Source organism: Vibrio tubiashii (genome assembly GCF_028551255.1).
Classification (GTDB): domain Bacteria; phylum Pseudomonadota; class Gammaproteobacteria; order Enterobacterales; family Vibrionaceae; genus Vibrio; species Vibrio tubiashii_B.
This window is the reverse complement of the sequence record NZ_CP117030.1, coordinates 1531290-1557769: the sequence shown is the minus strand read 5'-3', so window position 1 is coordinate 1557769 and position 26480 is coordinate 1531290. Positions and strand designations below refer to the sequence as shown.

The 26480-nt window shown below is 44.9% G+C and carries 27 protein-coding genes; 12 read left to right on the top strand and 15 right to left on the bottom strand.

Annotation, left to right across the window (positions count from 1 at the left end; all coding sequences use genetic code 11):
- Positions 1-186: 186 nt before the first annotated feature.
- On the top strand, positions 187-1464 hold the full coding sequence (locus LYZ37_RS22510; RefSeq protein ID WP_272787711.1) for a peptidoglycan DD-metalloendopeptidase family protein: 1278 nt from the start codon (positions 187-189) through the stop codon (positions 1462-1464).
- Here the strand turns inward: LYZ37_RS22510 and LYZ37_RS22505 are convergent.
- Positions 1461-2174 (bottom strand): glutamine amidotransferase, encoded by a 714-nt coding sequence (locus tag LYZ37_RS22505; protein WP_272787710.1) that lies wholly within the window; start codon positions 2172-2174, stop codon positions 1461-1463. The two genes, LYZ37_RS22510 and LYZ37_RS22505, sit on opposite strands and share 4 nt — an antisense overlap.
- A 194-nt stretch (positions 2175-2368) precedes the next feature.
- Complete coding sequence (locus LYZ37_RS22500) at positions 2369-2551, bottom strand: hypothetical protein (RefSeq protein WP_239825026.1); 183 nt, start codon at positions 2549-2551, stop codon at positions 2369-2371.
- Between the two features lie 209 nt (positions 2552-2760).
- Between LYZ37_RS22500 and LYZ37_RS22495 the strand changes: the two genes are divergently transcribed.
- The 4 genes from LYZ37_RS22495 to LYZ37_RS22480 all read left to right on the top strand — a co-directional run bounded on the left by LYZ37_RS22495 (position 2761) and on the right by LYZ37_RS22480 (position 4719).
- Entirely contained in the window at positions 2761-3054 is a 294-nt protein-coding gene (locus LYZ37_RS22495; protein ID WP_069668661.1) for an ArsR/SmtB family transcription factor, read from the top strand.
- Positions 3041-3613, top strand: coding sequence for an RNA polymerase sigma factor SigZ (gene sigZ, locus LYZ37_RS22490; protein ID WP_272787709.1), 573 nt, complete (start codon positions 3041-3043; stop codon positions 3611-3613). Before LYZ37_RS22495 ends, sigZ begins: the two co-directional genes overlap by 14 nt.
- A 198-nt stretch (positions 3614-3811) precedes the next feature.
- On the top strand, positions 3812-4198 hold the full coding sequence (locus tag LYZ37_RS22485; protein WP_272787708.1) for an MAPEG family protein: 387 nt from the start codon (positions 3812-3814) through the stop codon (positions 4196-4198).
- Positions 4198-4719 carry a DNA mismatch repair protein gene (locus LYZ37_RS22480; protein WP_272787707.1) on the top strand — a complete coding sequence of 174 codons (522 nt, stop codon included), beginning with the start codon at positions 4198-4200 and terminating at the stop codon, positions 4717-4719. The genes LYZ37_RS22485 and LYZ37_RS22480 overlap by 1 nt, the downstream gene beginning before the upstream one ends.
- A gap of 89 nt (positions 4720-4808) precedes the next feature.
- On the opposite strand, the gene LYZ37_RS22475 is transcribed toward LYZ37_RS22480, so the two are convergent.
- Positions 4809-5831 (bottom strand): acyltransferase, encoded by a 1023-nt coding sequence (locus LYZ37_RS22475; protein ID WP_272787706.1) that lies wholly within the window; start codon positions 5829-5831, stop codon positions 4809-4811.
- 245 nt (positions 5832-6076) lie between these two features.
- Here LYZ37_RS22475 and LYZ37_RS22470 point away from each other — a divergent pair, with 245 nt between their 5' ends.
- Positions 6077-6664: a TetR/AcrR family transcriptional regulator gene (locus tag LYZ37_RS22470; protein ID WP_171320278.1), complete on the top strand. Its 588-nt coding sequence runs from the start codon at positions 6077-6079 to the stop codon at positions 6662-6664.
- Between the two features lie 108 nt (positions 6665-6772).
- Positions 6773-7621: an alpha/beta fold hydrolase gene (locus LYZ37_RS22465; protein WP_272787705.1), complete on the top strand. Its 849-nt coding sequence runs from the start codon at positions 6773-6775 to the stop codon at positions 7619-7621.
- A 42-nt stretch (positions 7622-7663) separates the two neighbouring features.
- On the opposite strand, the gene LYZ37_RS22460 is transcribed toward LYZ37_RS22465, so the two are convergent.
- Both LYZ37_RS22460 and LYZ37_RS22455 read right to left on the bottom strand, forming a co-directional pair.
- Positions 7664-8659 carry an AraC family transcriptional regulator gene (locus LYZ37_RS22460; protein ID WP_272787704.1) on the bottom strand — a complete coding sequence of 332 codons (996 nt, stop codon included), beginning with the start codon at positions 8657-8659 and terminating at the stop codon, positions 7664-7666.
- 4 nt (positions 8660-8663) lie between these two features.
- A complete protein-coding gene (locus LYZ37_RS22455; RefSeq protein WP_272787703.1) occupies positions 8664-9440 on the bottom strand; it encodes an SDR family NAD(P)-dependent oxidoreductase in 777 nt (258 codons plus the stop codon).
- Positions 9441-9777: 337 nt separating this feature from the next.
- On the opposite strand from LYZ37_RS22455, the gene LYZ37_RS22450 reads away from it, so the two are divergent.
- Both LYZ37_RS22450 and LYZ37_RS22445 read left to right on the top strand, forming a co-directional pair.
- Positions 9778-11166: an SLC13 family permease gene (locus tag LYZ37_RS22450; protein WP_272787702.1), complete on the top strand. Its 1389-nt coding sequence runs from the start codon at positions 9778-9780 to the stop codon at positions 11164-11166.
- A 153-nt stretch (positions 11167-11319) separates the two neighbouring features.
- A complete protein-coding gene (locus LYZ37_RS22445) occupies positions 11320-12192 on the top strand; it encodes an aspartoacylase (protein ID WP_272787701.1) in 873 nt (290 codons plus the stop codon).
- 42 nt (positions 12193-12234) lie between these two features.
- Here the strand turns inward: LYZ37_RS22445 and LYZ37_RS22440 are convergent, their stop codons facing one another.
- From LYZ37_RS22440 to LYZ37_RS22430, 3 genes are all read right to left on the bottom strand, one after another.
- Entirely contained in the window at positions 12235-13239 is a 1005-nt protein-coding gene (locus LYZ37_RS22440) for a CobW family GTP-binding protein (protein WP_272787700.1), read from the bottom strand.
- A 39-nt stretch (positions 13240-13278) separates the two neighbouring features.
- Positions 13279-14613 carry a dihydroorotase gene (locus LYZ37_RS22435; protein WP_272787699.1) on the bottom strand — a complete coding sequence of 445 codons (1335 nt, stop codon included), beginning with the start codon at positions 14611-14613 and terminating at the stop codon, positions 13279-13281.
- Between the two features lie 72 nt (positions 14614-14685).
- Positions 14686-15153, bottom strand: a complete 468-nt coding sequence (locus tag LYZ37_RS22430) for a Fur family transcriptional regulator (protein WP_272787698.1) — start codon at positions 15151-15153, stop codon at positions 14686-14688.
- Between the two features lie 220 nt (positions 15154-15373).
- Between LYZ37_RS22430 and LYZ37_RS22425 the strand changes: the two genes are divergently transcribed.
- Positions 15374-15913 (top strand): peroxiredoxin family protein, encoded by a 540-nt coding sequence (locus LYZ37_RS22425; protein ID WP_272787697.1) that lies wholly within the window; start codon positions 15374-15376, stop codon positions 15911-15913.
- 57 nt (positions 15914-15970) lie between these two features.
- On the opposite strand, the gene LYZ37_RS22420 is transcribed toward LYZ37_RS22425, so the two are convergent.
- The 6 genes from LYZ37_RS22420 to LYZ37_RS22395 all read right to left on the bottom strand — a co-directional run bounded on the left by LYZ37_RS22420 (position 15971) and on the right by LYZ37_RS22395 (position 22241).
- Positions 15971-16339 (bottom strand): winged helix-turn-helix transcriptional regulator, encoded by a 369-nt coding sequence (locus LYZ37_RS22420; RefSeq protein WP_171320268.1) that lies wholly within the window; start codon positions 16337-16339, stop codon positions 15971-15973.
- A gap of 139 nt (positions 16340-16478) precedes the next feature.
- The gene (locus LYZ37_RS22415) at positions 16479-17063 is read right to left on the bottom strand and encodes an NAD(P)H-dependent oxidoreductase (RefSeq protein ID WP_272787696.1); all 585 of its coding nucleotides are present in this window, start codon (positions 17061-17063) and stop codon (positions 16479-16481) included.
- Between the two features lie 231 nt (positions 17064-17294).
- Entirely contained in the window at positions 17295-18302 is a 1008-nt protein-coding gene (locus LYZ37_RS22410; RefSeq protein ID WP_272787695.1) for a LacI family DNA-binding transcriptional regulator, read from the bottom strand.
- Positions 18303-18562: 260 nt separating this feature from the next.
- Positions 18563-19645, bottom strand: coding sequence for a porin (locus tag LYZ37_RS22405; protein WP_272787694.1), 1083 nt, complete (start codon positions 19643-19645; stop codon positions 18563-18565).
- A gap of 182 nt (positions 19646-19827) precedes the next feature.
- Complete coding sequence (locus LYZ37_RS22400; protein ID WP_272787693.1) at positions 19828-20844, bottom strand: nuclear transport factor 2 family protein; 1017 nt, start codon at positions 20842-20844, stop codon at positions 19828-19830.
- 98 nt (positions 20845-20942) lie between these two features.
- Positions 20943-22241 carry an MFS transporter gene (locus tag LYZ37_RS22395; protein WP_272787692.1) on the bottom strand — a complete coding sequence of 433 codons (1299 nt, stop codon included), beginning with the start codon at positions 22239-22241 and terminating at the stop codon, positions 20943-20945.
- Between the two features lie 339 nt (positions 22242-22580).
- Between LYZ37_RS22395 and LYZ37_RS22390 the strand changes: the two genes are divergently transcribed.
- Together LYZ37_RS22390 and LYZ37_RS22385 are read left to right on the top strand one after the other, a co-directional pair.
- Positions 22581-24122: a sodium:solute symporter gene (locus tag LYZ37_RS22390; protein WP_272787691.1), complete on the top strand. Its 1542-nt coding sequence runs from the start codon at positions 22581-22583 to the stop codon at positions 24120-24122.
- An 11-nt stretch (positions 24123-24133) separates the two neighbouring features.
- Positions 24134-25504, top strand: coding sequence for an L-serine ammonia-lyase (locus tag LYZ37_RS22385; RefSeq protein WP_272787690.1), 1371 nt, complete (start codon positions 24134-24136; stop codon positions 25502-25504).
- Between the two features lie 45 nt (positions 25505-25549).
- Here LYZ37_RS22385 and LYZ37_RS22380 read toward each other — a convergent pair whose 3' ends face one another.
- A complete protein-coding gene (locus LYZ37_RS22380) occupies positions 25550-26464 on the bottom strand; it encodes a LysR family transcriptional regulator (protein ID WP_272787689.1) in 915 nt (304 codons plus the stop codon).
- Positions 26465-26480: the final 16 nt, after the last annotated feature.

Sequence of the window (26480 nt, the reverse complement as noted above, 5' to 3'; positions counted from 1 at the left end):
TCTATTTCTGTAACTAATTTGATGTAAATATGATTTTGTTTACGTCTGGTTTGCGCTATTTTAGCTTTCAAGTTCGTTTGTGAAACTTTGGTGCTATTGTTGATCAATATTCGGTGGCAAAGATCGCATGTTATTACCATCCCATAAATGTTATAACATAACATTAAGTTCTGATTTGTTTGTTTTATGAAGCTCGTTCGTCCCATACTGATTGCGGTTGCGATCACCGCCTTTTGTCTCTCTGCTGTGCTGACTTTCAAATCTGAGTCTAAGCGTGAGGCTACTCCTATCAAAGTGACGGCTTATCAGCCGCTAGAAAATGCCACTCTTGCTCCCCAGCAGTCGTCTGAAATTCGCGCTCACTATTTTGTTAAAGTAGGGGATACCTTAAGCACGATATTTTCGGCATGGAACATACCTTACGAGACGCTGCAAAGTATTTTAGAGGCCGATCTCGAATCACTGAAGTTAGATACGATTAAGCCGGGGGATCACTTAGAACTCGTGCTTGATAGCGATACTAAACAGCTCACGACCTTGATCTATCATCAAAGTTTGGTCGAAAGGGCAGTGTTTAGTCGTGAGGAAGACAATAGCTTTCGCTACCGTTTTGTCGAAGAAGCGGGTGAATGGCAAGAAAAGCTCTATTCGGGTGATATTCAAGGCAGCTTTTCGCTATCGGCTTATCGTGCGGGTTTAACGCCAAATCAGATTGCCAACATTACCCGAGTATTGCGTGACAAAGTAAATTTCGCCAAAGAGCTGCGTGCAGGGGATCGCTTTAATGTGTTGGTTAAAGAGCAATACTTAGGTACTCATCTGACGGGGAATACCGAAATTCAAGGTATCGCGATTTATCTACGTGGTAGAGAAGTTGCGGCGTTTTTGGCTGAAGATGGTCGCTTTTACGACAGGCAAGGTAATAGCCTTGAACAAGCCTTTGACCGCTATCCAGTGGCCAAACAGTATCGTCGAATTACGTCACCATTCAATCCACGACGCAAGCACCCTGTGACGGGGAGAGTGACTCCGCACAATGGCACAGACTTCGCCACTCCTGTTGGAGCGCCGATTTATTCTACGGGGGATGGTAAAGTGATTGCGGTACGTAACCACAAATATGCGGGTAAGTATCTTGTGATTGAACACAATAGCGTTTACAAAACTCGTTACCTTCATCTGCACCGTTTTCTGGTTAAGAAAGGTCAGCATGTTAAACGTGGTCAGAAAATTGCGATTGCAGGTGCGACGGGCAGGATCACTGGGCCACATTTGCACTTTGAAGTCTTAGTGCGTAACCGTGCGGTTGACCCAATGAAAGCTAACCTTCCGCTCGCTAGCTCAATTTCAAAGCAAGATAAGCCAGCATTTTTAGCGCGTATCTCTGAGTTTGATAGCTTGGTGAAAGGTGAACAAAGTGCCACAGCCTCAATTAAATCACAGGGTGAACCAAACAGCCGCTAGTCCTTTCGTTCTTCGCATAGTCGAGCGAAATTCACTAATACGCGTTGTGCCTCATCAGCAGGCACAACGCGTTGTATTTTACGGCTAACAACCTCTTCCCCTAGCTCATCTTTAAAGTTCTCAAGCACATCGAGCATGATATCGGCGGTAAATTCGGGGTGGAACTGTACGCCCCATGTGCACTCTCCGACACGAAACGCGTGGTTTTGATCAATACGACTTTGTGCCAATCGAACCGCTTGTGTTGGTAATGTAAGTACAGATTGAAAATGGACGGCTTGAGCGTGGAACTGTTCAGGCAATTGGCTAAGTAGTGGATCGTTGTTACTACTGGTCAAACGCGAGATATTGACCGTACCGACTTCCAGCCCGTTTGGATTGAAGTTGACCTCACCACCAAAAGCGTAGCTGATCAGTTGGTGACCAAAGCAGATACCTAAGGTTGGAACACGATGCTCTGCGAGCTGCACAATTTCTGCTGCAAGCCGTTTCATCCAGCTAGCTTCTTCTGTCACCATGGACAGTGAACCCATGATAATAACGCCAGCGAGCAAGTGCGGTTTTGGCAGTGGTTTTGCGATTCCATCGTGAAACTCGATTTCAAGCGTAGTAGCGCCAATGGCTTGTTTTGCCCACAGTTCAAAATCACCAAATTTGCTCAGCTGGCTTTCAGGCGCTGAGCCCACATTGACAATCAATAGCTTTTTCACAATCTACCTCGAATAACATCCATGTCACTTGGCTAAGTTATAGAATTGGAAGTTCAATGGCAATGGATAGTGAGCAAAGAAAAACCGGAACAGCAAGCTATCTGAGGGAATAGATTGGTTCCGGTTGTGGGCATTCGCTTTGCGATTTGGGGAATCGCAAAATGAACCCTTAAGTCGAAATCGGTTGGCAACAATTAGCTTTGGAGAACAATGTCGTCGTCTTCCGTAGTAAATAACACGGCTTTGTTCTGCTCTATCAATCGAACAGCCGAAGAAGGCGTTACTGCTTGAACTTCCCCCTTGGCTTTAAGCGTTAGGGATTCCCATACTCTGTCTTTATATTTGCCTGTTTGCGTGTATTGGATCAGTACTTTCATTGATTTTTCGTTCACTCCTGTAGCACGTATAAGAAACATTAGCGACATCTCGAATGTTTTACAGCTGTTAATTGTGCAACATTAGATTAACTAAATGTGGGTGGTGAAATCGGCATTTTATGCTTGTCTACAAAGTGGGGCGTCTAACTATTGCATCTCAGGTATATTTCGATTACTTTGGAAATATACAATTTTATGTGGAGTCTGTCATGGAACTTGAAGTCGTTGCCAAAGCATTGAAAGAGCTTGGCCATCCAACTCGTCTCTCGATTTACAAAAGTGTGGTCAAAGCTGGTTATCAAGGTATTGCGGTGGGTGGCTTACAAGAGAAGCTCGGTATACCAGGCTCGACGCTTTCTCACCATATCTCTAGCCTTGCGTCTGCAGGTTTGATTAGCCAACGTCGAGAAGGGCGAACCCTTTACTGTGTCACCGATTACCAATGTTTAGAAGGCGTTATTGGCTTCTTGCAGGATGAGTGCTGCGCAGATGAAAACTGCTAACCCAAGCCTCAGCTTAGAGCAAGTGTGGGCTGAGTATCAGCAGGCGCTAAAATCCTTCCTTCACTCTAAGGTAAGTAACCCAGATGATGTAGAAGATTTGCAGCAAGAGATCTTACTCAAAACCTACCAGAACCTATCCACCATTGCGGATGTCAGTAGTGTCAAAGCTTGGCTGTTTCAACTGGCGAATCGCACCATCATCGACTTTTACCGTAAGCGTGCTCGCCAGCAGCGTGATGGTGAACTCCAAGCCGATGACTTGTGGTTTGAAGAGCAAGAGGCCAGCTTAGAGCAAGAAATGGCAGGGTGTATTAAACCTTTTGTTAATGCTCTGCCTGCTGAACAATCCCAACTTCTCGAAGCTGTTGAGCTAAACGGTGAGAGCCAAAAGCAGATCGCTGAGAAAGTCGGCGTAAGCTACTCAACGTTAAAGTCGCGTGTGCAGAAAGGCCGTGTCGAGCTAAAAAAACTGTTCGAAGAGTGCTGCACCCTTCAACTTGATAAACACGGCAACCTTGTTGACTGTGAAGCGAAATCAAAACAGTGTGGGAGTTGTTAGCCTTAAACCTCTCTATTGAGCGCTTCAGAGTGATAGCTCCCTTTATTGAAACGCTTTGATAGGGCAACAAAATTTTCCGTATCTGGGCTTAAATATTCAGCCCCGCTATTCAGCGGGGCTTTTTTATGCTTAATTAGTAATACTTAGAGATGAGAAAAATATCAGGTGTTAGAAACCTGAATCACAAGGAGAATGTTGATGGTTACAGCGCTATACGCTGCAATTCTTGCTGCACTAATGATTTGGCTCTCTATTCAGGTGATTAAGCAGCGCCGCAAAGCTCAGGTTAAATATGCGGATGGCGGGGTAGATGCCCTGACGATCGCCAGAAGTGCACAGGGCAATGCGGTGGATTATATTCCAATTACCCTCATTCTAATGGCAATGGTGGAGTACAACGGCGCAAGTCCTTGGATGATCCATGCGTGTGGTATTGTGTTTGTTCTGGGCCGTATATTACATGCGAAAGGTATCCTTGCAGACAGACTAAAAGGCCGTATTTCGGGGATGAAGATGACCTTCTTAGTGATGGCGGTTCTGACTGTGATTAATATTGCTTATCTACCATTTGATAGGATGTGGTAATGATGTTGCGCTCTCCTCCTGCATGGGCGTTAGTGCTGACGGGGCTAGTCCTCAATGTCTTAGCGCTTTTGATGTCGAGTATTGTGCTCGACAAGCTGAGTGGGGAGATTGGTCAGCTGTCTGAGCAAAAAAACGAGAACATCTATTCAATTCAGCTTGCATGGAACAGTGTTGAAATGCTCGAACGCAAGCGTGAAATGTTGCTCCTGCATATTGCTCACGAGGGTGAAGTTCAACAACAACTGCAAGCGACGCTACAGGGTCAATTGAGCCAGTGGGTTAATCAGCCAATCCCAGAGATTAGCTTAGACAATCTTCCACAATTGATGATGCTGATAAACCAAGCCCAGCAGGCATATCGAAATCAAATTGATGATTTTTACCTAGAGAATCTCTCTATCTCTGAGCTGATGACAATGCTTAATGAAAGGATCGCTTGGTACAAGAACATTGGTTTGTTTCTGCAGGTGTTTGGTTTAGCTTTGATTCTTGCCAGAGACTTGGCACGTAAGCCCAACTAACCACAAAGCGATGGAATTACCCATCGCTTTGTTTTTGCCTATTGATCAACGATTACCTAAATATTACCCCCTATATTTCTCCAATATGGCTACCTAAATAGCAGTCGATAGAGGGGTGTTTTCTCTAACCCTTTAATCAATCCAAAGGTTATCACTATCGCGCCAAACAGTACGGTCATATCTTTGGAACATCCAGTCAGGCCCAATACTCCAGAAACGTTCATCATCACAATAATCATAGGTAGATGAGCCACGTAGAGAGGCAACACATACTTAGATTGCTTGGTTAGCCAAGATTGAGTTCCGAGTGCTGGTTTTGATAGTAACCACATAAAACAGCCTGTTCCCCACAGCACAGTCCCAAACAAGAAGTCATTGCCATTAAAAGGTTGCTGATAGTTATTGAGGATAAAGGCTTCAACGAAATGTAACAGCATACCGACTGATGCTAGCAGCAAGGCTTGACGGGAAGTGGCATTTATCGTTTGCTGACGAATAGATAAACCAATCGCAAACAACAAGGTACTAAAGAACGGGCCGTTTCGGGTAAAGAATGGAGACCAGAACTCGGTCAGACCCTGATAGCTGCCTGCAAGAACACCGTAAACATACAGTGCGATGCCAAGTGGGACAAAAAGCTCTATCTGCTTAAATTTTTGCAATCCAGCACCAATCGCAGCTGCAAAAATCAGCGCGGGAATAAACCATAGATGGACGAGACCGCCTTCTAGCAGCGAGTTGAGTGGTGCTTGACCGAGGTAACCCCAATAGCCTTGACGTTCTGCGAGATAGCCATGCTCAGCCACAGTCGCCCAGTTAAAAGGCATAACAAGGCATATCACACTCCAGACAATAAAAATGCGCAGTAAAGGAGTGGTGTAGCGCTTAAGCGTCGCGATTGGGTCAACGGTTAGCTTGGGTTGGATCAAATAACCTGAAATCAAAAAGAACAAGGGGACGGCAAAGCGTGTTGCTTGGTTAAACACATATCCAACCCACGGTGTCTCATTAATCTGCCAGTAGCTGAGAAACATCTGACAGTGCATGGCGGCAATCGCTAATATCGCAACCACTCGGCCTAGCTCAATACTTTGTATTTTCTTACTTTCCATAACGACATCAAAACCATTAAAAGTGTTCAGGGTATATCAATAAATCAGCCTTAAGGAATGAATCTAAATCAAATTATGAAGCGGCGACTATCAGTTATCAGAGTAATTTGAGAGTCAAATCTAACCCTAAGAATTGTTACATTTACGGGTTAGACTTTGTGATTTCATTCAGTCGCGAGTGAGATAAAATTTGCAAAAAAGAACGAGTGTGCTAAAAATAGCATTAACAGTAACGAGAGAGCAGTATGAGTAAAGGCAAAGTTACCCGAGAAAATATCTTAAGCAAGGCATTTGAGCTAGCGAGTGAAAATGGGCTTGAGAGCTTAACCATTGGGGAATTAGCCAAGCAATGCGGGATGTCGAAGAGTGGCTTATTTGCTCATTTTAACTCCAAAGATAACCTGCAAATAGCGGTTTTGGATTACGCCAACCAGATCTTTACTCAGCGAGTGATTGCGCCCGCGAGGGAGCGAACTTCGATCACCATCGAAGAAAAGCTCACATTGCTGCTCGATAACTGGTTAGGGTGGAACCACTCTTTTCAAGGCAGCTGTATGTTCTTAGATGCTTGGAAAGAGACGAGCGCAGAAGCGGCCCCTACCCAGCAAGTACTAAAGAAAACCATCGCGACTTGGATAGAGTACTTACGAATTCAAGTTGCGAAAGGGGTCGAGAACGGTGAATTTCGCCAAGATCTTGAGCCTAGGCAGGCCACGTTTGAATTGTATGGCTTGTATTTAAGTGCACACCTGTTTTATTCGATACACGGAGAGCAGGCGAGCAACGAACACTTCTGGCAGGGCGTTAAGCGTTTGATTGCAAGCTGGAAGTAACGGATTTCTAAGCTAAGTAGACACTACTTGGCTTATTATTTAGTTAAAAATAGCACGGTCGTTCGCTTTTTGGCGAGAAGTAGAGACTGGCACCAAAAGGATAAAACCATGAGTGAGAAGATTTACTTTAATACCTCGCAAAAGTTCAGTGTAAAGAAGAGCTTGGTTAACATAACTACTCGGCTTCATCACACTCTCGCGCCTAACCATGCGAAGAACACCGCGCGCAAGTTACTGCTGACCCCAGCGCGTACTAAGCCTAAGAATGCTGAGCCAACCGGATTGATTAAAGGCGAAGTAGAATCGAAGGAAGGCGTACTCAAAACGTACCGATTAGGCACAGGCCCAGTGTGGGTGTTGACTCATGGTTGGTCGGGGAGTGCGAGTCAGTTTTACCCGTTGATGGAGCACATCGCTAGCCGAGGCTACACCGCATTGGCGTATGATCATCCGGGCCATGGTCAAAGTGGCGGCGTGTACGGGCATATTCCTGCATTTGTTCATGGCTTAGAAGCGATTTTAGATAGTGTTGGTGATGTGGCTGGGCTTGTTGGTCATAGCATGGGAACGGCGTCTTCAATCGAGTGTCATCATCAGAAGTTGGTCGATAAACCATTCTTGTTGATTGCGCCTGTATTGGACTATCTCGACAACCTATTTGGTAGTGTCGCTCGCTCAGGCTACTCAATGCGTTTGTTCAATGCAGTCGTTTCTGAGGTTGAAGATCAGTACCACTACCCAATTCAATCCGTCGACCCATACAACAAACTTAAGTTACGCAGTGCGCAAACCATTATTGTCCACGATCAAGGTGACAAGTTTACTAAGTTTGAGGTGTCACAAAAGGCGGCTCAAGAAATGGAAAACGTTACGCTGGTGGCAACCCAAGGGCAAGGCCACGGCAGAGTGATGAAGTGTGCTGAAGTAATGGAAAGCTTCGATAAGCTGATTGGATAGGTTTACTAAAGGGGGCTGCTAAGTCCCCTTACCTCCAATTGATTAATGGTATTGCTCTCGGTAGTGACCAGGTGAAACGCCTTTCCAAGCACTGTAGGCGCGAATAAAAGAATTCGACTCCTGAAAGCCAAGTAGAAATGAAATCTCTCCCAAAGACATCTCTGATTTCTCTAAGTAATGATCAGCAAGTTCTTCTCTAACCGTTTGTAAGATACTTTGGAAGCTCTCCTTTTCAGTACTGAGCTTACGTTGAAGTGTGCGCTTACTCATCGCAAGTTTTTCTGCGACGTCTTCAATACTAGATTGACCACTTGGCAGCGCTTCCAGTAGTACCGCTCTGACTCGATCAGATGTGGTGGCACTGCTATCGAGATCAGATAACTTCTGATTAAGTTTCGCCTCGAAAAACTCCCACATAGCCGCATTAGAGGTAAGGAAAGTTCGTGCGGCATCTTGCGCAGAAAAGCGTATTTTTACCTCTTCTCCTTTGCGAATGGAGCAGCCGAAGTAGCTTTCATATTGAGCGATATCCTTCGGTAACACTTGCAGTTCAACACTCAGGGGGCGAATTTTCTCTCGCGTCGTCAACCGTGCCAACTGGGTAAAAAAGACAGTTTCCATTAGCCCCAGCGTTTTTGGCAGTGCTTCGCGGTAGCCGTAGCAACGTACTGTGATTTCTGTGTATTGTTCGGTTTGATTCACAACAGACATCATTGGGCCAATCAGTGGTTTGTATTGGCTCAAACGGCTTAAGGCTACGTTGAGGTTTGGACTGCAGATAGAAGCAAACAGAGGGGCATCAAATGCCTCCACAGAGAGGTGCTGTGCGAACAAAAGTGGGACCTCTTTATCCCCTGCTGCTTTTTCTAGGCTATTACACAATTGAAAGTATTCGTGAGGTGCTAAGCTAGCACTCTCTCTGCTAAATAAATCCCTCGGCAGGTTGGCATGAGCCAACACAGCTTGGAGATCAATTTGCATATCATTGAGTAGTACTTTCCATAATGGAGAGACGGCAAATCGGTTCGCACGTTTCATTTTATTAGTTCTTTTCCATAAACTTACGAGACATTTTTAATACCATCTTACGCGGTAAGAATGGAATTACCCAGTTAAGTTGAAATTTTAGCCCACGTTCGTTGAATGCAACCAGTTCGCCTTTTTCCATTGCCTGATAACCGCATTCAGCGACTGAACGAGGTGATTTGGCATTTTTCCAAATGTCGACACCATCTAGGTTGCCCGCTGCGACGAAACCTGTTGCGACAGGCCCTGGACATAATGCAGTTGCAGTAACATTGTATTGCGCGACCTCTTCGGCAATTGCTTGAGTAAAAGAGGTGACATAAGCCTTAGTGGCGTAGTAAACCGCTTGCAGTGGACCGGGAATAAACGATGCAGTCGATGAAACATTAAGAATGCGCCCATTTCGTCTTTCAACCATACCTTGCAAAAAGTGGTGAGTCAGGTTGGTTAGGGTCACCATGTTTAACTGCATCATGGCTTGCTCATCCGTGAGTGCTCGTTCGTGGAACAATCCATGGCCGCCGAAACCCGCATTATTAATTAAAGTATCGATTTGTAGTCCCATCGCTTCGACGCTAGCGGCAACTCTATCTGCTGACTCAGGATCAGATAAGTCTTCGGCAATAACAAACACCTTGCTTTGGTATTCGCTTTCCAATTCAGCTTTCAGTTGGTTTAACTTATCTTCAGATCGCGCCACCAATACAAGATCGCCACCTTTTTGAGCGTGTATTTTTGCTAGCTCTAAACCGATACCACCTGATGCGCCAGTAATTAATGCTGTGTTTGCCATGTTGTGCCTCACTTTCTGATTGTTAAACGTTATGTAATTGGGATGAGGAAATAATAAGCAATCTGATCGCGCCATACACTGGCAAAAGGTGACACATTACTCGCTAATGACGCCAATTGAAATTTTACCAATTGGGGTTGAGAGATAATTGTCGTGAATTATTCTTCTAGAAAATAGACCTGATAGTGATGCTTAAATATCCAATCTATTCATGCTGTTAACATTCATAACCTTATTGTTGATATGGTTAACAAATTCGCAATGAAAAATATTTCCAGAAGGTATTTATGTGGGATCATTTGCAATGCCACAAGGCCCTAATAAGGAAAAAATAATAATGAATAGAAATGATAGTGTCCCTTTGCCCAACAACACTAGAGAATGGTTTTTCAACCGCAATAGTCTGATTATCCTCGCAGACGTTGCTCTGTTTCTCACCATGTACTTTACCCTACCTTTTGACCCTCAAGTGGTGCTTGGTATTAGTATGCTCACCTTTGTCGCGATTCTTTGGCTGACAGAGGCGTTACATGTCACCGTGACGGCCATTTTAGTCCCAATTATGGCGGTTTTGTTTGGCGTGTTTGACACCCAAACTGCACTGAACAACTTTGCTAACTCAATTATCTTCTTATTCTTGGGTGGTTTCGCCTTAGCCGCGGCTATGCACCGTCAGGGTTTGGATAAAGTTATCGCCGATAAAGTGCTGATCCTCGCCAAAGGTAAAATGAGCGTGGCAGTGTTCATGCTGTTTGGTGTTACCGCTGCGCTATCAATGTGGATCAGTAACACTGCGACCACGGCAATGATGCTGCCTTTGGTACTCGGTGTGTTAAGCAAAGTGAACTCAGAAAGTGGTCATAAGACCTATGTGTTTGTTCTGCTTGGCATCGCCTACAGTGCAAGTATTGGTGGCATCGCAACGATTGTTGGTAGCCCACCGAATGCTATCGCCGCTGCGGAAGTTGGCTTAACCTTCACTGAGTGGATGAGCTTTGGTGTTCCTACTGCCGTGATTTTGTTACCTGTTGCGATAGCTGTTCTTTACGCGACGCTAAAGCCAAATCTATCTGGCGAGTTCGAGTTAAATCGCGAAGCCATTGATTGGGATAAAGGCAAAGTTGTGACTCTGGCTATTTTTGGCGCTACCGTCTGTCTGTGGATCTTCAGCAAGCCGATTAATGCTATGCTCGGCGGTTACGCTAAGTTTGATACGCTTGTCGCGCTAGCAGCCATTATCGCGGTTAGCTTTGCCCGCGTTGTTCACTGGAAAGATATTGAGAAGACCGCAGATTGGGGCGTTTTGCTCCTGTTCGGTGGTGGTATCTGTTTGAGTAATGTTCTAAAGGCGACGGGAACAAGTGTCTTTCTCGCCAATACTCTGAGTGAGATGATTGCTCACTGGGGGATCTTCTTCATCATCGCTATCATTGCGGTTTTTGTTGTGTTCTTAACGGAATTTGCCAGTAATACAGCGAGTGCGGCCTTGTTAATCCCTGTATTTGCAAGTGTTGCTGAAGCATTTGGCATGTCGCCTGTCATCCTGTCTGTTCTGATAGCGGTTGCGGCATCCTGTGCCTTTATGTTGCCAGTTGCGACGCCTCCGAATGCGATTGTGTTTGGATCTGGGCACATTAAACAGAGTGAGATGATGCGAGTTGGTATTATTCTTAACATTGCTTGTATCGGCGTGCTTACCTTTATCGCTCTGAGCTTTTGGACCTAGCCACTAGCTAACTTGATATCGAAAATCTCTAAAGCCTACTTGAATCCGGTAGGCTTTTTTAGTTGTGCGTATTTCAAACCCTAGAAAGTTTATTTTGCATGTTTTGTTATGTTATAACATTTATGTAATTTAAAACCTTGGAATAGAAATATAATGGACAAGATCAATAGCGCGCTGATTGTTGCGGGGACACATGGTAATGAGCTTTCAGGTATTTATTTGCATAAGTTGATTAATGACAGGCTTTACTCCGCTGAACGTTCAACATTGACTACCTCTTCGGTTATCGCTAACCCAGAAGCGGTAAAACAGAATGTGCGCTATTTAGAGACAGACTTAAATCGAGAGTTTGCTGAGCTTGGTAACGAGAAAGAGCGTGTATTGCATGAGAGTAAAGTCGCTGCTGCATTCGCTGCTAAACATGCCGCCAGCAAAAATCAGCTCATCGTTGATTTACATAACACGACCAGCAATATGGGCGCGACGCTCATCTTACTCTCTACGGATCGCTTCTACCGTAAGATGGGAGCCTACGTTAAACAGCGCATGCCAAAAGCAAACATCTTGTTCGAAGATAGAAAACCATGGTCGGAGCAACCTTATTTGTGCTCAACAGGCGAGTATGGCGTGATGATTGAAGTCGGGGCTCAAGCTCATGGCGCGCTGAAGTCGGAAACACTTGAGTTGATGAAACAAATGCTCACGGCGGTGCTTGATTACGTAGAAAAGCACAATCTCAATCAGATAGATAATTTGCAAGATTACAGCGCGTTTTTCTACACGGAAGAGGTGCCGATTCTGCTCGATCAAGATGGAATGCGCAGTGCTATGGTTCATCCGATGGTATGCGGGAGAGACTTTGAAGTGGTGAAGCAAGGAGAGCCGCTATTAGCGACGTTCTTAGGCCATGACATTCTTTGGGAAAAGGCACAAGATATCTACCCACATTTCATCAATGAAAGTGCTTATAGCAAAGCCAACATTGCGATGGCTTTGGCAGAGAAACGCTTAGTTTCAGCAAGTTAGAAAAATCCTGAGTGCGCTATGGACACTCAGGACTGATTGCATCTAGCTAACAACACATTCAACGAGTTTGCTTTCTAAGTCGGCCGCTATCGTTTCGGCGATCACTTCGATTCGAGTTTCTCTGCATTCATCCAGCTCAGACTCAGTCAGACCATCCTCGGTTAGGTTATAGCCGAAGATGCCATCTTGGGTAATGAATACGGCTTTCATGCGTTCAGCTTTTAAGCCGACTAACAACCTCAGCAATTTTTGGCGGTCAAAGAGTTTGTTCGCTGCAAATCGCCATCCTGCGCTTTTATAACCTTCACCTGAGTTGGTGGCTTTTAGCATACCGCTGTCTGGCATCGGCAACTCGGAAGCCAGTGGTTTGCCTTTATGATGATGATGGTGGTGATGTGGGATATGTGCGTCTAGGTTTGCTTTTCCTTCAAACTCAGACAATGGAAGTCTGCCATGCTCAGCAAAGACAACTTTAGTGTTTGGACGACTGATCTCAGTAACATAAGCTTTGAGTTTGTCTTTGTCACCGGGTTGATATAAATCCTGCTTGTTGCCGACCACGGTATCAGCAATGGCAATCTGCTGATTGAAGGTCTCGTGATGAGTATAGCGTTGATCAGACAACTTACGCGCGTCGACCAAAGTGACGTTTTTTTGCAGTGACAACACTTGGCGATAATGCTCAGAAGAGAGAATCTCTAACACTTCTTTAGGGTGACCAAGGCCTGTTGGTTCAATCAATAGCCGATCAGGTTTTGCCTCTGATAGCAGCTGGTTGAGGGCAATTTGCATCGGCAGTCCTGCCGCACAGCACATGCAGCCCCCAGGCACTTCCCGAATAAAGACTTGCTGACCTTGATTAGTTTGTCCGTGGAACAAACTGCCATCGACACCAATTTCACCAAACTCATTAACCAGCACCGCCCAGCGTTCACCCTCTGGTTTGCTTTTCATTAGGTTCAATATTGCCGATGTTTTCCCTACGCCGAGAAAGCCTGTGATGATGTTGGTTGGAACTCCCATTATTGCGGAGCTATCAGTGTTCATTGGTTACTCTCCTATAGACTGACTTAGAGTAATTGACGGTTATCGCTTGAATGACAAGCGCATTGCTGGGTTAGATGAAGGGTTTATTTGCTGGTTTGCATACACTAAGTCGCCATTGACCCAAGTGTTTTGAATCTGGCTAGAGAATGCATGCCCCGCAAACGGCGACCAACCACAGTGGTATAAACTGTTTTCGTTGCTAACTGTTGTCGTTGATTGAGGATCGACCAGAACTAAGTCAGCAAAATAGCCTTCACGGATAAATCCGCGTTGGTTGATTGCGTAACGAATGGCAGGGTTATGTGCTGTCTTTTCAACAACCTGTGCCATGGTCAGGTGCCCCGATTTGACCTGATCAAACAGGGTCAATAGAGCATGTTGCACTAAAGGCAAACCCGCAGGAGCTTGCTCATAGGCGACCTGTTTTTCTTGCCATGTGTGAGGGGCGTGATCGGTGGCAATAATATCAATTTGGCCTGTTTTCAGTGCGTTGAGTAGTGCGTTTCTGTCACTAGGAAACTTGATTGCCGGGTTACATTTGATCTGGTTACCTAAGGTTGCATAATCTTGGTGACTAAACCACAAATGATGGACACAGGCTTCCGCGGTAATCTTCTTATTTGCGATTGGGCCTGATTCAAACAGAGCGAGTTCCTTTTCCGTTGTAATGTGTAGAACATGCAATTGGCTGCCATGTTTTTTGGCCAGCTCAACCGCGTAAGAGGAAGAGGCGAAACAGGCTTCGTCATCTCTGAGAAGAGGATGATCTTCAATGGTGAGCTGCGATTTCTGTTGTAAAAGGCGTTGTTTGTTTTGAGCGATAACTGGACCACTCTCACAATGGGTAACAATCAGAACGGGAGAGTCACGGAAGATAGCATCGAGTGCATGCGGTGCCTCAACCAAAAGATCGCCCGTAGAAGCCCCCATAAACACTTTAACGCCGCAGTGCTTCTGTGGGTCGAGGCGTTTAATCTCCTCTAAATTGTCTTCTGTCGCACCGAGATAGAAGGAGTAGTTAGCCAATGAGCTAGCCGAGGCAATATCAAATTTACGCTCAAGAGCTTCAATGGTTGTGGTTGCAGGGCTAACGTTAGGCATTTCCATATAACTAGTGATGCCGCCAGCGACTGCTGCGCGGGACTCAGATGCGATAGAGCCTTTGTGCGTCAACCCCGGCTCTCTGAAGTGAACCTGATCATCAATCATTCCGGGAATCAGATACTTGCCATTGGCCTCTACGATGGTGTCAGTTGGCTGGGCGGTAATATCCTGTTCAACTCTTTCTATTCTTTGGCCGACAATACGTAAATCGGCTTCGATAATAGTCCCTTCATTGACGATTTGGGCATTTTTAATGAGCGTGGCTGACATAGTCTTGGAAGTCTCCTTGTTTTAAAACTAAGTGGGAATGAGTTGTAGAGATTGGCTTGAGAGAAGGTTGCTTTAACTGTCGGATTCCTTTTTTGCACATTCATCGCACACACAGCTGATTTCAATTTGCGGGTTAATCACGGTAAAACCTTCTTGGCGCGCGTTGGACTGAAGCCCTGAAACCATAGCAGGATCAATTGTTTGCTCACTGATTTTGTTGCACTTAGAACAAATTAAGAACTGAGCGACACCGTGGTCATGGTCACATTGAATATGTGAACAGGCGACGTACTTGTTAGACACTTTGATCTTGTGAGCTAACTGTTCGCTTTCTAAAAAGTCTAAAACACGATAGATGGTCATCGCCTGAATGTTGGCGTCGAAGTGCTCTTTGCAGTAGTCGACCAATTCATAGGCAGACAAAGCCTTGTTGGAGTGTATTAGGGCGCGTAGAACGATCTTACGTTTTGTCGTTAATTGCTTGCCGCGATGTTTGCAGCTTTGCTCAACGTGCTTAATGGTCGCTTCGATATCTTGCATTCAATCCAGTGAGTAATCGTTATTTTAAAACGTTATAACATAACATTTGATTTTGCTCAAAGGATGGTAGTAAGTATAGCAGCCTAGATTTTTCGAATGTCATTACTCTAAACCAACAGCTTCTATGTGGTTACCAAATGGTAACTACTTGTAAGTTATCTGTTTAGCTCCTAGATTGTCTCTAAGGTTTTATGTATTCGGCAATGGTTAGGAGATAGTAATGGCGCATTCAGTAAAACTAAAGGCAGGTGATGCATTTCCGGAAATTTCAGCCACTTTGCTTGATGGTTCAATGGTGAAGTTAGGCGAACCCAAAGACGGAGCGACGTGGCAAGCGGTATTTGTGTATCGCGGCAAACATTGCCCTTTGTGTACCAAATATCTTAATGAGATTGAAACATATAAGCAGGCATTTCACGATGCTGGAGTCGATATTCTGGCTGTCTCTGGTGATACTAAGCAGCAGTTGGAAGCGCACAAAGATCAACTAGATATCAGTTTCCCGATTGCTTATGGCCTTACAGAGCAAGCGATGAAAGCGCTTGGGGTTTATATTTCTATTCCACGCTCCGAAAAAGAAACGGATCATAACTTTGCTGAACCAGGCTTATTCGTGGTTAACGAGAAAGGTGACCTACATGTGGTTGATATATCAAACAACCCATTTGTAAGACCTGAGCTGGGGGCCTTAACTCGTGGCTTAGCTTGGATTCGTGACCCAAACAATAACTACCCTATTCGCGGCATGTTAGATTACTAAGGTTATGAATATAAATCAAAAAGCCAGAGATAGAACTCTGGCTTTTTGCATATCGCGTTATTTTTTTAGTTCAATCTGATGAGTCTCAGACCAGATTCGTAGTTCTTCAAGAATGTTAAGAGCAGTGCGTCCAAACTCGGTGAGCTCATAGCTAACTGCAATAGGTCGATCGCTGAGTACCTTGCGAATCACCATGTTTTCAGACTCTAGCTCTTTAAGCCGTTGATCAATCATTTTCTTGCTTGCTCCACCAAGCAAGCGAACTAAATCATTGAAGCGCACAGGGCCATCTTTTAGGTGATAAATAAGCGAGCCTTTCCATTTACCACCAATCAGGCGCATACCCTTCTCAATAGCACACGGTTCAGTGCAGGTATTGATGACTGATTTACGACCTTTACTATCGACTTTAACTACGCTTTCCACATGATCCGCCGTTTAAAACTGTTCAGGTTACCAAAGTATACCTGAACAGTAGGGAGAGTATCTACCACTGCAACCTGATGTTCGACGATCAAGAATCAGTGATGACCCTAAGGTTGTCACCGTTTTCTCAAGTTGGTGATTAGAAGTGCTCGTCCAAATGGGATTCAAAGCGGGCGAAGTCAGTGTCTATCTGTGGGTTTTTCATCACATCAAAGCTAGCAAACGTTGGCAGTGCCGACATACCAAAGAAGCGGAAGTTAGCGTGCATGTGGAACATTAAATCATCGACGCTCTTTCCTTGGAAGAGGTATTCTTTTTCGTTGTTAAATGATTCTTCTGGTGCATTGAAAGTGAGTGATAGCATATATTTGGTGTTAGTTCTTGTTCCACCAGTACCATAGTTTTTCTTTGGTTCTTCTTCGGTTCGACCATCGAATGCACATAGTGCTCCTCCCATACCGGCAGTAAACACTTCATCCATATACTTTTTGAATGACCAAGGAATAGTCATCCAGTTCACTGGCGATTGAAGAATAACTCTATCCGCCCATTCAAAGTGAGCGAGTTGATCTTCAACGACTAGCTCATCTTGCATCGTGACTACACGAACTTGATGACCTTTTTCAGCTAGGATGCCGCGAGCTTTCTCTACAAGGGAAGCATTGAGTCTGCCTTGCGAAAAAGGAGAAGGTTCATGGGCATTAATGATTAATACGTTACTCATAACAAGATTCCTATTGGATTACATTGATGACATTTATCTGCGATGTCTACTATGTGGTTTATTATGGTAACCTGGGAACTTAAATCAATTAGTATACTTTTAGTAACCTAGTTTGTTGATGAAGTTCGGTTGTCCAATAAACAATAGGAGGCTATATAAGCGAATGTATTGAAAGGATTATAAAGGCCAGTACCTATGCTCATTTAGTTGAGCATAGGTAGAGAGATAAGACTATTTTGCTGTTGTCTGGCGCTCGACTAGCTTTACCGGTACCATCATTTTAACCAAACTGCTGTTTTTGCTATTGATTTGGTCAACAATGATCTTGACGCATTCGCGAGCTAAACGACGAAAGTCTTGGCGGAATGTTGTCAATTGATAGCTAAGCCATTCAGTTTGAGGAATATTGTCAAAACCAATAACTTGTATGTCTTGTGGGATGCTTAATCCGTACTCTAATCTGGCGATATCCATGACCGCCATCGCTAGGTTATCGGTGGCGCAAAAAACGGCTTCAGGTCGATTTTTGTCGGCTAACACGGTTCGAATCTTATCTAATGAGCTTGAATAGTCGTAGGTTGCCTCGACGATGCGGGGTGTTTTACCCGTGAGATCTTCAAATTCAGTGCAGAATCCATTTTGTCGCTCATCATTGGTAAAGGTGGGGACTTCACCTGTCAGATAGAGTGCATTGGTGACACCACTTTCATGTAGTAGTTGCGCCGCTTGTTGGCCTGCTTCGTAGTTATCGCTAATGACGTAGCTGCTCTTGGTTCCTTCGACAACACGTGCATATTGGACGATTGGGATGTTGAATTCTTCACACTCTTCATACAATGATTTATTGAATGTTGCAGAGGCGGCAATCACGCCATCAACACGATACTGGAAGATGTTGGGGATTGAATGATTATCTTCGTCATCGACTTGCCATGGGATCAAGACCGCTGAGTAGCCCTGCTTCTGCAACTCAATGGAAATGAGTTGGAGGGTTTTCATATGAATAGGGTAGTCAGCATCAGGAAAAACCAATCCAATCAGTTTTGATTCATTAGTTGTTAAGCTACGTGCAAATGCATTAGGGCGATAGTTGAGTGCTTTCGCCGCTTCAAATACCTTGGTTTTAGTCTTTTCAGAGACGCTGCTTCCCGGAACAAAGACACGTGAAACAGTAGATTGAGAAACGCCAGCCAACTTGGCGACGTCTTTGGAAGTGACGGTTTGTTTTTCAGCAGACATGTGTGCAGATTCATACGACGTTAAACTGAGCTTAGGTTACCACAAATAGGTACGTATTCATCAATATAAATAGCAAACTTTCAGTTAAATAAAGGCTAGCGAGTGTGTGAGGTTTGAAATTTGGGTTAACCCAATAGAATAATTGGAGTAATTGTAGGTGCTAGAATGAAAAAAGCCTTACCGAAAAAGGCAAGGCTTGAACTGATAGCGTTTATGATAAAAGCAATGAGCTATGTTCCCAATACAGCCTACTTGTCTTATCAGAAGTAGTAACGAATACCAGCCGCGAATTGATCGTCGCTGTTTACAAACTCACTGCCCTTGAACTTATCTTTACCAACGTCGATTTGGTACTCAGTCCAAACAAGGAACTTGTTTTTCTTAAAGTGGTACTCAACGCCAGGGATGATTAAGTTACGCTCATACCCCGTCTTTTCATCACCACGATCTTCCATGTAGTTATAGTTCAGCGTTGGACGCAAGCCATTGTCGAAGTGATAGTATGAGTAGATTTCGCCACCCAGAGTATCAATGAGGGTATCACTACTACCTTTGACTGCTTCCCAGTTCTCACCCATGTGAACCGTGACACCTGTGTAGAATGCGCCATTGGTGTAGTTAGCACCAAGGAGTAAAATGCGCATGTGGTCGCCATTCTTTGCGCCCTGAACACCGGCAGAGAGATCTGCTAACTCATTTTGGTGGTATGCAGCACCAATGCTAATGCCTTCAAAACCTTTGTAAGTGATCGAACCACCGAGGCCATTTTTCAATGTCGCTGTTGAGTCGCCAACCAGTTTGGTATCTTCACGCGATGTCTGGTAAGTAAAGCCGTAGCTAATATCATCATTGATGTTGTTGCGGTAAGTGATCGAGTTTTCTGCACGACCAGCACCAGAGGCGATACCCCAATCAGATAGGTTGTAAACACCAGAGCCACGTGTTCCGAATACACGACCTAAATCGGTATACCAAGCGACATCATAGAAAGTAGACCACTGCTTAGTACCTGCGGCAATTTTACCGTACTTTTCGTGCTCAACACCTGCGTAGAGCAAGCGGTCATAAATGTTGTCGCCGTTTGCGCCAGAGTTGTAACCCCACTCTGCATGGCCAAAGCCTGTCCAACCATTGTCTAGCCCCATTTGACCTTTTAGGCCGAAACGTGAGCTGCCGCTATTCCATTCACCGTTGTGGTCACCGCCTTTATCTTGGTAGCGAAGATCAAAACGTCCATCTATCGTCAAGCTGTCACCAGCGTCATTTACAAAAGTGTGTGCAGCGAATGCTGAGCCAGAGGCAAGCATTGCGAGAATCACTGCTGAAAGGGTCGATTTTTTCATCATCAATCTCATTATTCAGGGCGCAGAAAGCCACCGTGCGTTCATGCCCGTTATGAATAAGGGTTCTATCTAGAGGTGTGCCCCATCCATGAGGCACTAGTTGGGAGCATAGCATATCGCTTAAACCGAGAAGGAGCTTTAAGCGACATTGAGGCGGGTTGACGGCCCGCCTTTAGGACTTCTTATAGCGATGGGTTTAGGATGCTTGATGTGCGTTTGAATACATCTAGACCTTGCTGTTTTAGCCAGTATGGTAGGTCGATAAGTACCCAGTTCTCAGATAGCTTGTCGCCGTCACGGTAGTAAACGTCAACGACTTGCATGTCTGCACGAACTTCACCACCAGTCATACCTAGGAAACCACCGATTGGCGTGTTAGACAGGTTTGGCCAGCCGAAGAAACAAGAGAAGTTACCTTCAGCGAAGCGACATACGTGGCCGTTAAACTTCTTATCTTTTAGGTTGTTGCGGAACGGCAATTGGTGCTGCTGTTGGTAGCGAGGAATGGTGTAAGATGCACCGATACCACATGGGCCGTACCAGATCATGTCTTTAGACCAGCTCTTCTCTAGTACTTCTGGTGGGCAGCCCATTGCGCCACTGTCGTTGAGTGCAGATAGGTCATCCACCATCTTGTTGACAAGTGCTAGCGTTGCTACGCCTTCTTCTGGTGCTGCGTCTTCAAACAGCAGGCCGTCGTGGTTACGAGGACCAGGGTAGACGAAGTGCTTACCTGTTGACGGCGGAAGTGGGTAACAACCCGCTTGATCCATCGCACCTAGTAAATCTAGGAATAGGCCAGTTTTGGTGATCTTGCCGTTTTCAACACAGTTAAACTCTGCGTAACGGATGTTCATGATTTTGCCTGTTGGGCGCATGCCTAGGTATTCAGCGTCGAATAGACCCATGAAGTGACCCATGCTCATTACCCAGATTTCACCAGAAGTGACTTCGTTTTCACCACCGATGAAGATGTCTTGGCGACGTTGCATACGAGTCATAGACTTCATTAGTGGCGACCAGAATACATCAGCCGCCGCTTGAGCACCTTGCTGCTCACGGAATGGGTACACGCCGCGCCATAGGTAATCTTCAGATGTGTGAGCTTTCAGTACTTCCGCTACATTTTCGTGAGTCGCGTTTTCCATTGCATCGAAATAGTTGCGAACAATGCGTTTAGCTTCTTGATATTTAGACATAATAAACTCTCTGTTAGTTGCCGAGTCAGCAAGTTGGAACAGGACTCGAAATTAATTTGTTGTGCCGACTGACTCTTCAGTCGGCAGGGTTGTCTTGATTAAGCAGTGGCAGATTGCGCTTTCTTGTTCTTATCGAACACGCCACCTTTTAGTGTTTCTGGTAGAGATAGCCATAGCAGACCTGCAACGATCCAGACGATCGGAGAGCCCCACATTGCCGTTTGTAGGTCGGTGCGCTCTTGGATGAAGATAAGAACCATTGGAGCGAACATGCCGATAATACGTCCACCGTGGAATAGCGCGGCACCGAAGCTGCGTAGGTGTGGAGGGAATAGCTCTGAGAAGTAACCACCCCATACCGCAGAAGCTGACAAGCCGAAGTTGTAGATAAGGCCAAGTAGAGCCAGCATGTTTAAGCTGCCGATCATCACGTCACTAGGTGCAACGAAGAAGATTGAAACCATGATGCCCGCTAGAATGAAGCCAAATGCATTGACTTTACGACCATATTTGTCTGCGATAGCACCCCATACCCAAGCACCAAATAGTGAGCCAAATGCTGAGATAGAGAAGATCAGACCGATCGTTGCACCATCAAATTGACGGACTTCTTTTAAGTAAGTAGTAACAAACCCTGAGAAGAACTGATAACCGTAAAAGTTAAGGCCAGCAAGTAGCAAACAAGTAATGGTGATCATGCGGTACGGCTTGCTTAGCATTTCGCCCCAAGAGCCGGTTTTAACTTCTTCAGTTGACGACTCACTGGCTTGTTGCTGCTCTTCTTCACCGTAAGCGATCACTTTTTTGTCACTTGGAAGAATGAAGATCATAATGGCTGCAGCAGCAAGAGGCGGCACACCACCCACCCACATTAGGCTCTGCCATGGTGCATCAATACTTGAAATAAAGGCTGCGTAAGCACCCATAGCCATTAGTGCTACAGAGAACATTGACGAGGCGAAAGCGGTTAGCTTGCCGCGAACGGTTGGCTTAAATAGACCGATCATCATACTTACTGCGACAGTGAAGTAACCACCTAGTGAGATACCTACGATGAATCGCATAGCAGCCCATGTTGCATAGTCAGTGAACATCATGTTGATGATGGTTGCACCGCCGTTTAAGGCAGTAATGGCGATAAGTGTATTCTTTTTACCGAATTTGGTAGCAAACCAAGCACAAGAAAGAGCACCGATAAGGGCACCTAGTGATTGCCAGGTGTAAAATTGGGCAGTGTCCGACAAGCTAATACCATCATACGCTTCAACAATGTATGGGCGTACGTAGTCAATAATTACAAAGTTATAACAATAGAAAAAGTATCCGACCAGTATCGCTAGATACGCAGCTACTCTTTGAATCATAGGAACTTCGCTCATGTGTCTTTTCGCAGTCATGACCGATAAACCTCTATTTATATTGGATTTTAAATGTATAAAGACTAAATAGTTTGGATCTTGATTTGATCTAATCTCGTGTCTCTTCGGTGGTAATGATAATTTTATTCCTTGCTAAGGATCCGTGATCAAAATCAATTTTAAAATGAATGCGTACCCATTTTTGGTGTTTTTGGTGATCAAGATCCCGCTCTTGCGGTGTTTGGGCTGTTTTGAACACAAAATCATCTATATTGGTGATAATAATCACAGTTACTGCGATGTTTTGGAAATGGAAAGCCAGTTTTCAGTAGTATAAAGCCTGATTTAAGGCTTCCAGAAAATATCGGAAATCCAAAAATGGTTACGTACTCAAGTTTAGTTGTCATTGCTGCGTATATAGCAATCACCATATTAATTAGCTACTTAGTGAATAGGCGATACCGCGTGGGCGGTGACTTTTCCACTGGTGGTAAGCAATTTGGCTGGTTTACCGCGGGGGTTTCAATACTAGCCACTTATATCAGTGCGATGACATTCGTGGGTATGCCGGGTTGGGTATATAGCTCTGGTATGGAAGCGATGAGCGTTCATCTCAACTATCCGATTGTGATCTTTTTTACCGTTATCTTCTTCGTTCCGGTTTTCTATAAGCTAGGGCTAACGTCAATATATGAGTATCTCGAACATCGCTTTGGGGTCTACGCCAGAACCATCAATTCACTTGTCTTTATCGTGGTGCAGTGTATTTCTGCTGGTGTGATTCTCTATGCGGTGGCTTTGATTCTGGTACATGTACTTCCCATTAGCATTTCCGAAGCCATTATCTATATCAGTATTTTTACTGCTTGCTACACCTATGCTGGTGGTATTTCTACGGTAATTTGGACCGACATGCTGCAGTCGGCGGTTCTCGTAGCCGGTAGCATTGCAATTTTCTTTATTCTGTTAACCGATATCAATACGGCTGAGCATTTGTCGCGAGACCACCTTGACATCATCAACCTAAATTTAGATTTGGGCGTAGATACAACACTTTGGGCAGGGGTGGTTGCGGTGAGTTTCTTACATTTAAGTGTGTACGGAACCAATCAGTTGATCATTCAACGCACGCTAGCAACCAAGTGTGAAAAAACGGCGCAAAAGTCAATGTTGTTATGTGGTTATGGAGCCTTTTTCATCTACCTATTTTTTGCGTTGATTGGTGTACTACTGAGTGTTTTTTACCAAGACCAATCGTTTGAAAACAGCAATGAAGTCATTCTAGATTTTGTCTTTAATCATACGAATCCTATCGTTGTAGGTTTGATCATCTCAGCGCTGGCTGCAGCTGCTATGTCAACACTGGATTCAACCTACAACTCGATGGCGACAGTGGCGACATTCGATTTGTACAAACGCTTTGTTCGCAAAAAAGCCGATGCTAAACACTATGAAAATGTGGCTCGTAAAATGAGCTTGTTGGCAGCGGCACTAGTGGTAGTTCCAGCATTGCTCGCGGTTTCCAATGAATCGGTACTCAAAACCATCGCGAGCTTAACCTCCATCTTTGTCGGTATTCGATTAGGCTCGTTCGTCTTAGGTCTGTTTTGGTCGAAAGCGAATGAGAAAGGGGTGATTGTAGGCAGTATTGCAAGCGTCATTGTTGTCTTTATCGCAAGGTATTTGGATATTGCTTGGCCTTGGTTTGCACCGATTGGAACGCTCGCATTTCTAGTGTTTGGCGTGTTTGTCAGTCGTCGATGGGGCTCGGTGAGCGCTGAACAACAAATCTTTATCAATAATCAAAAGCACCTTTTTGCAAAGCCAACCGCTAGCCACTATGGATTGTTGGTGTTCGCTGTCGCGACCATCGCAGCTTGTGTGGTTCTTCCTGATTGGCTTTATGCTGCACTGTCGTAACGGGTAAGTTTATGCTGTCTATCTTTGATATATACAAGATCGGTGTGGGACCTTCTAGCTCTCACACTAACGGACCAATGATTGCGGGATACCATTTCACGCGCTTAATTGAATCAAACTTGGCAAAAGTGGTTCGTATTCAAGTTGATCTTTATGGTTCACTTTCACTCACTGGAATTGGCCACCATACGGATCGTGCGACGATTCTGGGTTTGTTAGGCAATAAGCCCGATACGATTAAAATTGCGTCGGCTAACCAAGCTATGCGCAAGGCAATGGATGAAAAGATATTGTCGGTTGATGGTCGTCATGAAATTGAGTTTACCTACCAAACAGACATGGTGTTCCATGAAAAGAATTTACCTTTGCATGAAAATGGTATGACGATTACTGCGTTAGATGCACAAGGTGAGCAAATTGGATTTGAAACCTATTACTCGATTGGTGGTGGTTTCATTGCAACGGCGGATGAGTTGCAAAATGGCAGTGCTACTGTACCAATAGAGGTCGAGTTCCCATTCTCCAGTGCAGACGAAATGCTGGCTCAAGCTGAGAAGAATGGCATGAGTTTAGGTGGCATGATCCTGCAAAATGAGCAAGCGTTTCAAGGCATGGATGCCATCAACCAGCGAGCAGAGCAAATCTGGCGAGTTATGACTCGCTGTATGGAGCGTGGTTTCGAGACGGAAGGGATTTTGGAAGGTGGCTTGAACGTAACCCGTCGTGCTCCTAATCTGCTGAAAAAGCTTGAAGCGAACGCTGCGGTTGAAAATGACCCAATGGAAATTATGGATTGGATTAACCTGTTTGCTTTTGCGGTAAGTGAAGAAAACGCGGCGGGTGGTCAAGTGGTGACATCGCCAACCAACGGTGCGGCAGGGGTCATTCCTGCGGTGCTGATGTACTATCACCGCTTTATCAAGCAGCTTGATACTAAACAGCTCAAAGACTTTCTTGCTGTGTCTGGTGCTATTGGGATCTTGTACAAAACCAATGCTTCGATTTCTGGAGCTGAAGTAGGCTGTCAGGGGGAAGTCGGTGTCTCTTCATCAATGGCGGCAGCGGGTTTAACAGCTATTCGCGGGGGTAGCAATGAGCAGATTTGTATTGCTGCTGAGATTGCCATGGAACACTCACTGGGTATGACATGCGACCCCATAGGGGGCTTGGTTCAGGTGCCATGTATTGAGCGCAATGCCATGGGAGCGATGAAAGCGATCAACGCCTCTCGTATGGCACTCAAACGTAACAGTAAATGCCTGATCTCTTTAGATAAGGTAATTGAAACTATGTACCAAACCGGCAAGGACATGAACAAAAAGTATCGAGAAACGTCACTAGGCGGTCTTGCACTTATTCATCTCGCAGCACCTTGCGAATAGCGTAAACAGAATGAGCTTACCGTAAAAGTGGGCTCATTCTATCAGTTACATCTTGTCGAATCGCTCAATCAAAAAATCAATAAACAGTCGGATTCGTTTTGGTTGGTATTGCCTGCTTAGATAGATAACATTTAAGTCTGCGCCAGCCGAAGAGGTTGAGGCATTGAAGTTCTTCATATAGCCGTTCAACAGCGTCACTAAACGTTGCTGTTTGATGTCTTCTTGCACGTCAAGAATCGATTTCAGCGCAATACCTGCGCCATCGAGTGCCCACTGACGAATGACTTCACCATCATCAGAAAAGCGTTTTGGCACTACAGTAATCGCATTGTGTTTGTCTTCGTCTTGAAAGTGCCAAGTTTTGAGCTCTTCATTACTTCGCACCATAGCTAAACAGTCATGATTGGCTAAATCTTGCGGGGTGATAGGTGTCCCTTTCTTGGCTAAATAAGTTGGAGAGGCACAAAGCACTCGTCGACTTGGCGCTAGCTTACGAGAGATAAGATTGCTATCTGCAAGTTCTCCATAACGAATCACGATATCCAATCCAGACTCCGCCAAGTTAGACAAGTTATCGTTCAGGTAGAGGTAAGGAATCACTTCTGGATACAGTTCGCTAAACTCAGATAACAGCGGTGAGATGTATTGTTTACCTATATCTCGTGGTGCGGAAATCTTTAATGTTCCGCGTACTTCTTTGATACCCGTTTGAAGCAGGTTTTCTGTTTCTTTGACGCTGTCGATGATTTCAAGACAAGCCTGATGATACATAGCGCCCGAATCAGTCAATGAGATGTGCCGAGTACTTCGATTGAGCAGTTTAACGCCATAGCGATCTTCTAATGCTTGTAGTCTTGCCGTCACCGTTGCTGGCGATAGACCGAGCTCTCTCCCAGCGGCTGCTAGCCCCTGATTTTTGATGATGCTGACAAACAGTGTCATATCGGAAAACTTGTCCACCTTTCTCTCCTTATTA

Excerpts from the sequence above, each read along its gene's own strand:
- LYZ37_RS22510 (WP_272787711.1), top strand. The coding sequence starts at position 187 with ATGAAGCTCGTTCGTCCCATACTGATTGCGGTTGCGATCACCGCCTTT.
- LYZ37_RS22500 (WP_239825026.1), bottom strand. The coding sequence starts at position 2,551 with ATGAAAGTACTGATCCAATACACGCAAACAGGCAAATATAAAGACAGA.
- LYZ37_RS22495 (WP_069668661.1), top strand. The coding sequence starts at position 2,761 with ATGGAACTTGAAGTCGTTGCCAAAGCATTGAAAGAGCTTGGCCATCCA.
- sigZ (WP_272787709.1), top strand. The coding sequence starts at position 3,041 with ATGAAAACTGCTAACCCAAGCCTCAGCTTAGAGCAAGTGTGGGCTGAG.
- LYZ37_RS22485 (WP_272787708.1), top strand. The coding sequence starts at position 3,812 with ATGGTTACAGCGCTATACGCTGCAATTCTTGCTGCACTAATGATTTGG.
- LYZ37_RS22480 (WP_272787707.1), top strand. The coding sequence starts at position 4,198 with ATGATGTTGCGCTCTCCTCCTGCATGGGCGTTAGTGCTGACGGGGCTA.
- LYZ37_RS22475 (WP_272787706.1), bottom strand. The coding sequence starts at position 5,831 with ATGGAAAGTAAGAAAATACAAAGTATTGAGCTAGGCCGAGTGGTTGCG.
- LYZ37_RS22470 (WP_171320278.1), top strand. The coding sequence starts at position 6,077 with ATGAGTAAAGGCAAAGTTACCCGAGAAAATATCTTAAGCAAGGCATTT.
- LYZ37_RS22465 (WP_272787705.1), top strand. The coding sequence starts at position 6,773 with ATGAGTGAGAAGATTTACTTTAATACCTCGCAAAAGTTCAGTGTAAAG.
- LYZ37_RS22460 (WP_272787704.1), bottom strand. The coding sequence starts at position 8,659 with ATGAAACGTGCGAACCGATTTGCCGTCTCTCCATTATGGAAAGTACTA.
- LYZ37_RS22455 (WP_272787703.1), bottom strand. The coding sequence starts at position 9,440 with ATGGCAAACACAGCATTAATTACTGGCGCATCAGGTGGTATCGGTTTA.
- LYZ37_RS22450 (WP_272787702.1), top strand. The coding sequence starts at position 9,778 with ATGAATAGAAATGATAGTGTCCCTTTGCCCAACAACACTAGAGAATGG.
- LYZ37_RS22445 (WP_272787701.1), top strand. The coding sequence starts at position 11,320 with ATGGACAAGATCAATAGCGCGCTGATTGTTGCGGGGACACATGGTAAT.
- LYZ37_RS22440 (WP_272787700.1), bottom strand. The coding sequence starts at position 13,239 with ATGAACACTGATAGCTCCGCAATAATGGGAGTTCCAACCAACATCATC.
- LYZ37_RS22435 (WP_272787699.1), bottom strand. The coding sequence starts at position 14,613 with ATGTCAGCCACGCTCATTAAAAATGCCCAAATCGTCAATGAAGGGACT.
- LYZ37_RS22430 (WP_272787698.1), bottom strand. The coding sequence starts at position 15,153 with ATGCAAGATATCGAAGCGACCATTAAGCACGTTGAGCAAAGCTGCAAA.
- LYZ37_RS22425 (WP_272787697.1), top strand. The coding sequence starts at position 15,374 with ATGGCGCATTCAGTAAAACTAAAGGCAGGTGATGCATTTCCGGAAATT.
- LYZ37_RS22415 (WP_272787696.1), bottom strand. The coding sequence starts at position 17,063 with ATGAGTAACGTATTAATCATTAATGCCCATGAACCTTCTCCTTTTTCG.
- LYZ37_RS22410 (WP_272787695.1), bottom strand. The coding sequence starts at position 18,302 with ATGTCTGCTGAAAAACAAACCGTCACTTCCAAAGACGTCGCCAAGTTG.
- LYZ37_RS22405 (WP_272787694.1), bottom strand. The coding sequence starts at position 19,645 with ATGAAAAAATCGACCCTTTCAGCAGTGATTCTCGCAATGCTTGCCTCT.
- LYZ37_RS22400 (WP_272787693.1), bottom strand. The coding sequence starts at position 20,844 with ATGTCTAAATATCAAGAAGCTAAACGCATTGTTCGCAACTATTTCGAT.
- LYZ37_RS22395 (WP_272787692.1), bottom strand. The coding sequence starts at position 22,241 with ATGACTGCGAAAAGACACATGAGCGAAGTTCCTATGATTCAAAGAGTA.
- LYZ37_RS22390 (WP_272787691.1), top strand. The coding sequence starts at position 22,581 with ATGGTTACGTACTCAAGTTTAGTTGTCATTGCTGCGTATATAGCAATC.
- LYZ37_RS22385 (WP_272787690.1), top strand. The coding sequence starts at position 24,134 with ATGCTGTCTATCTTTGATATATACAAGATCGGTGTGGGACCTTCTAGC.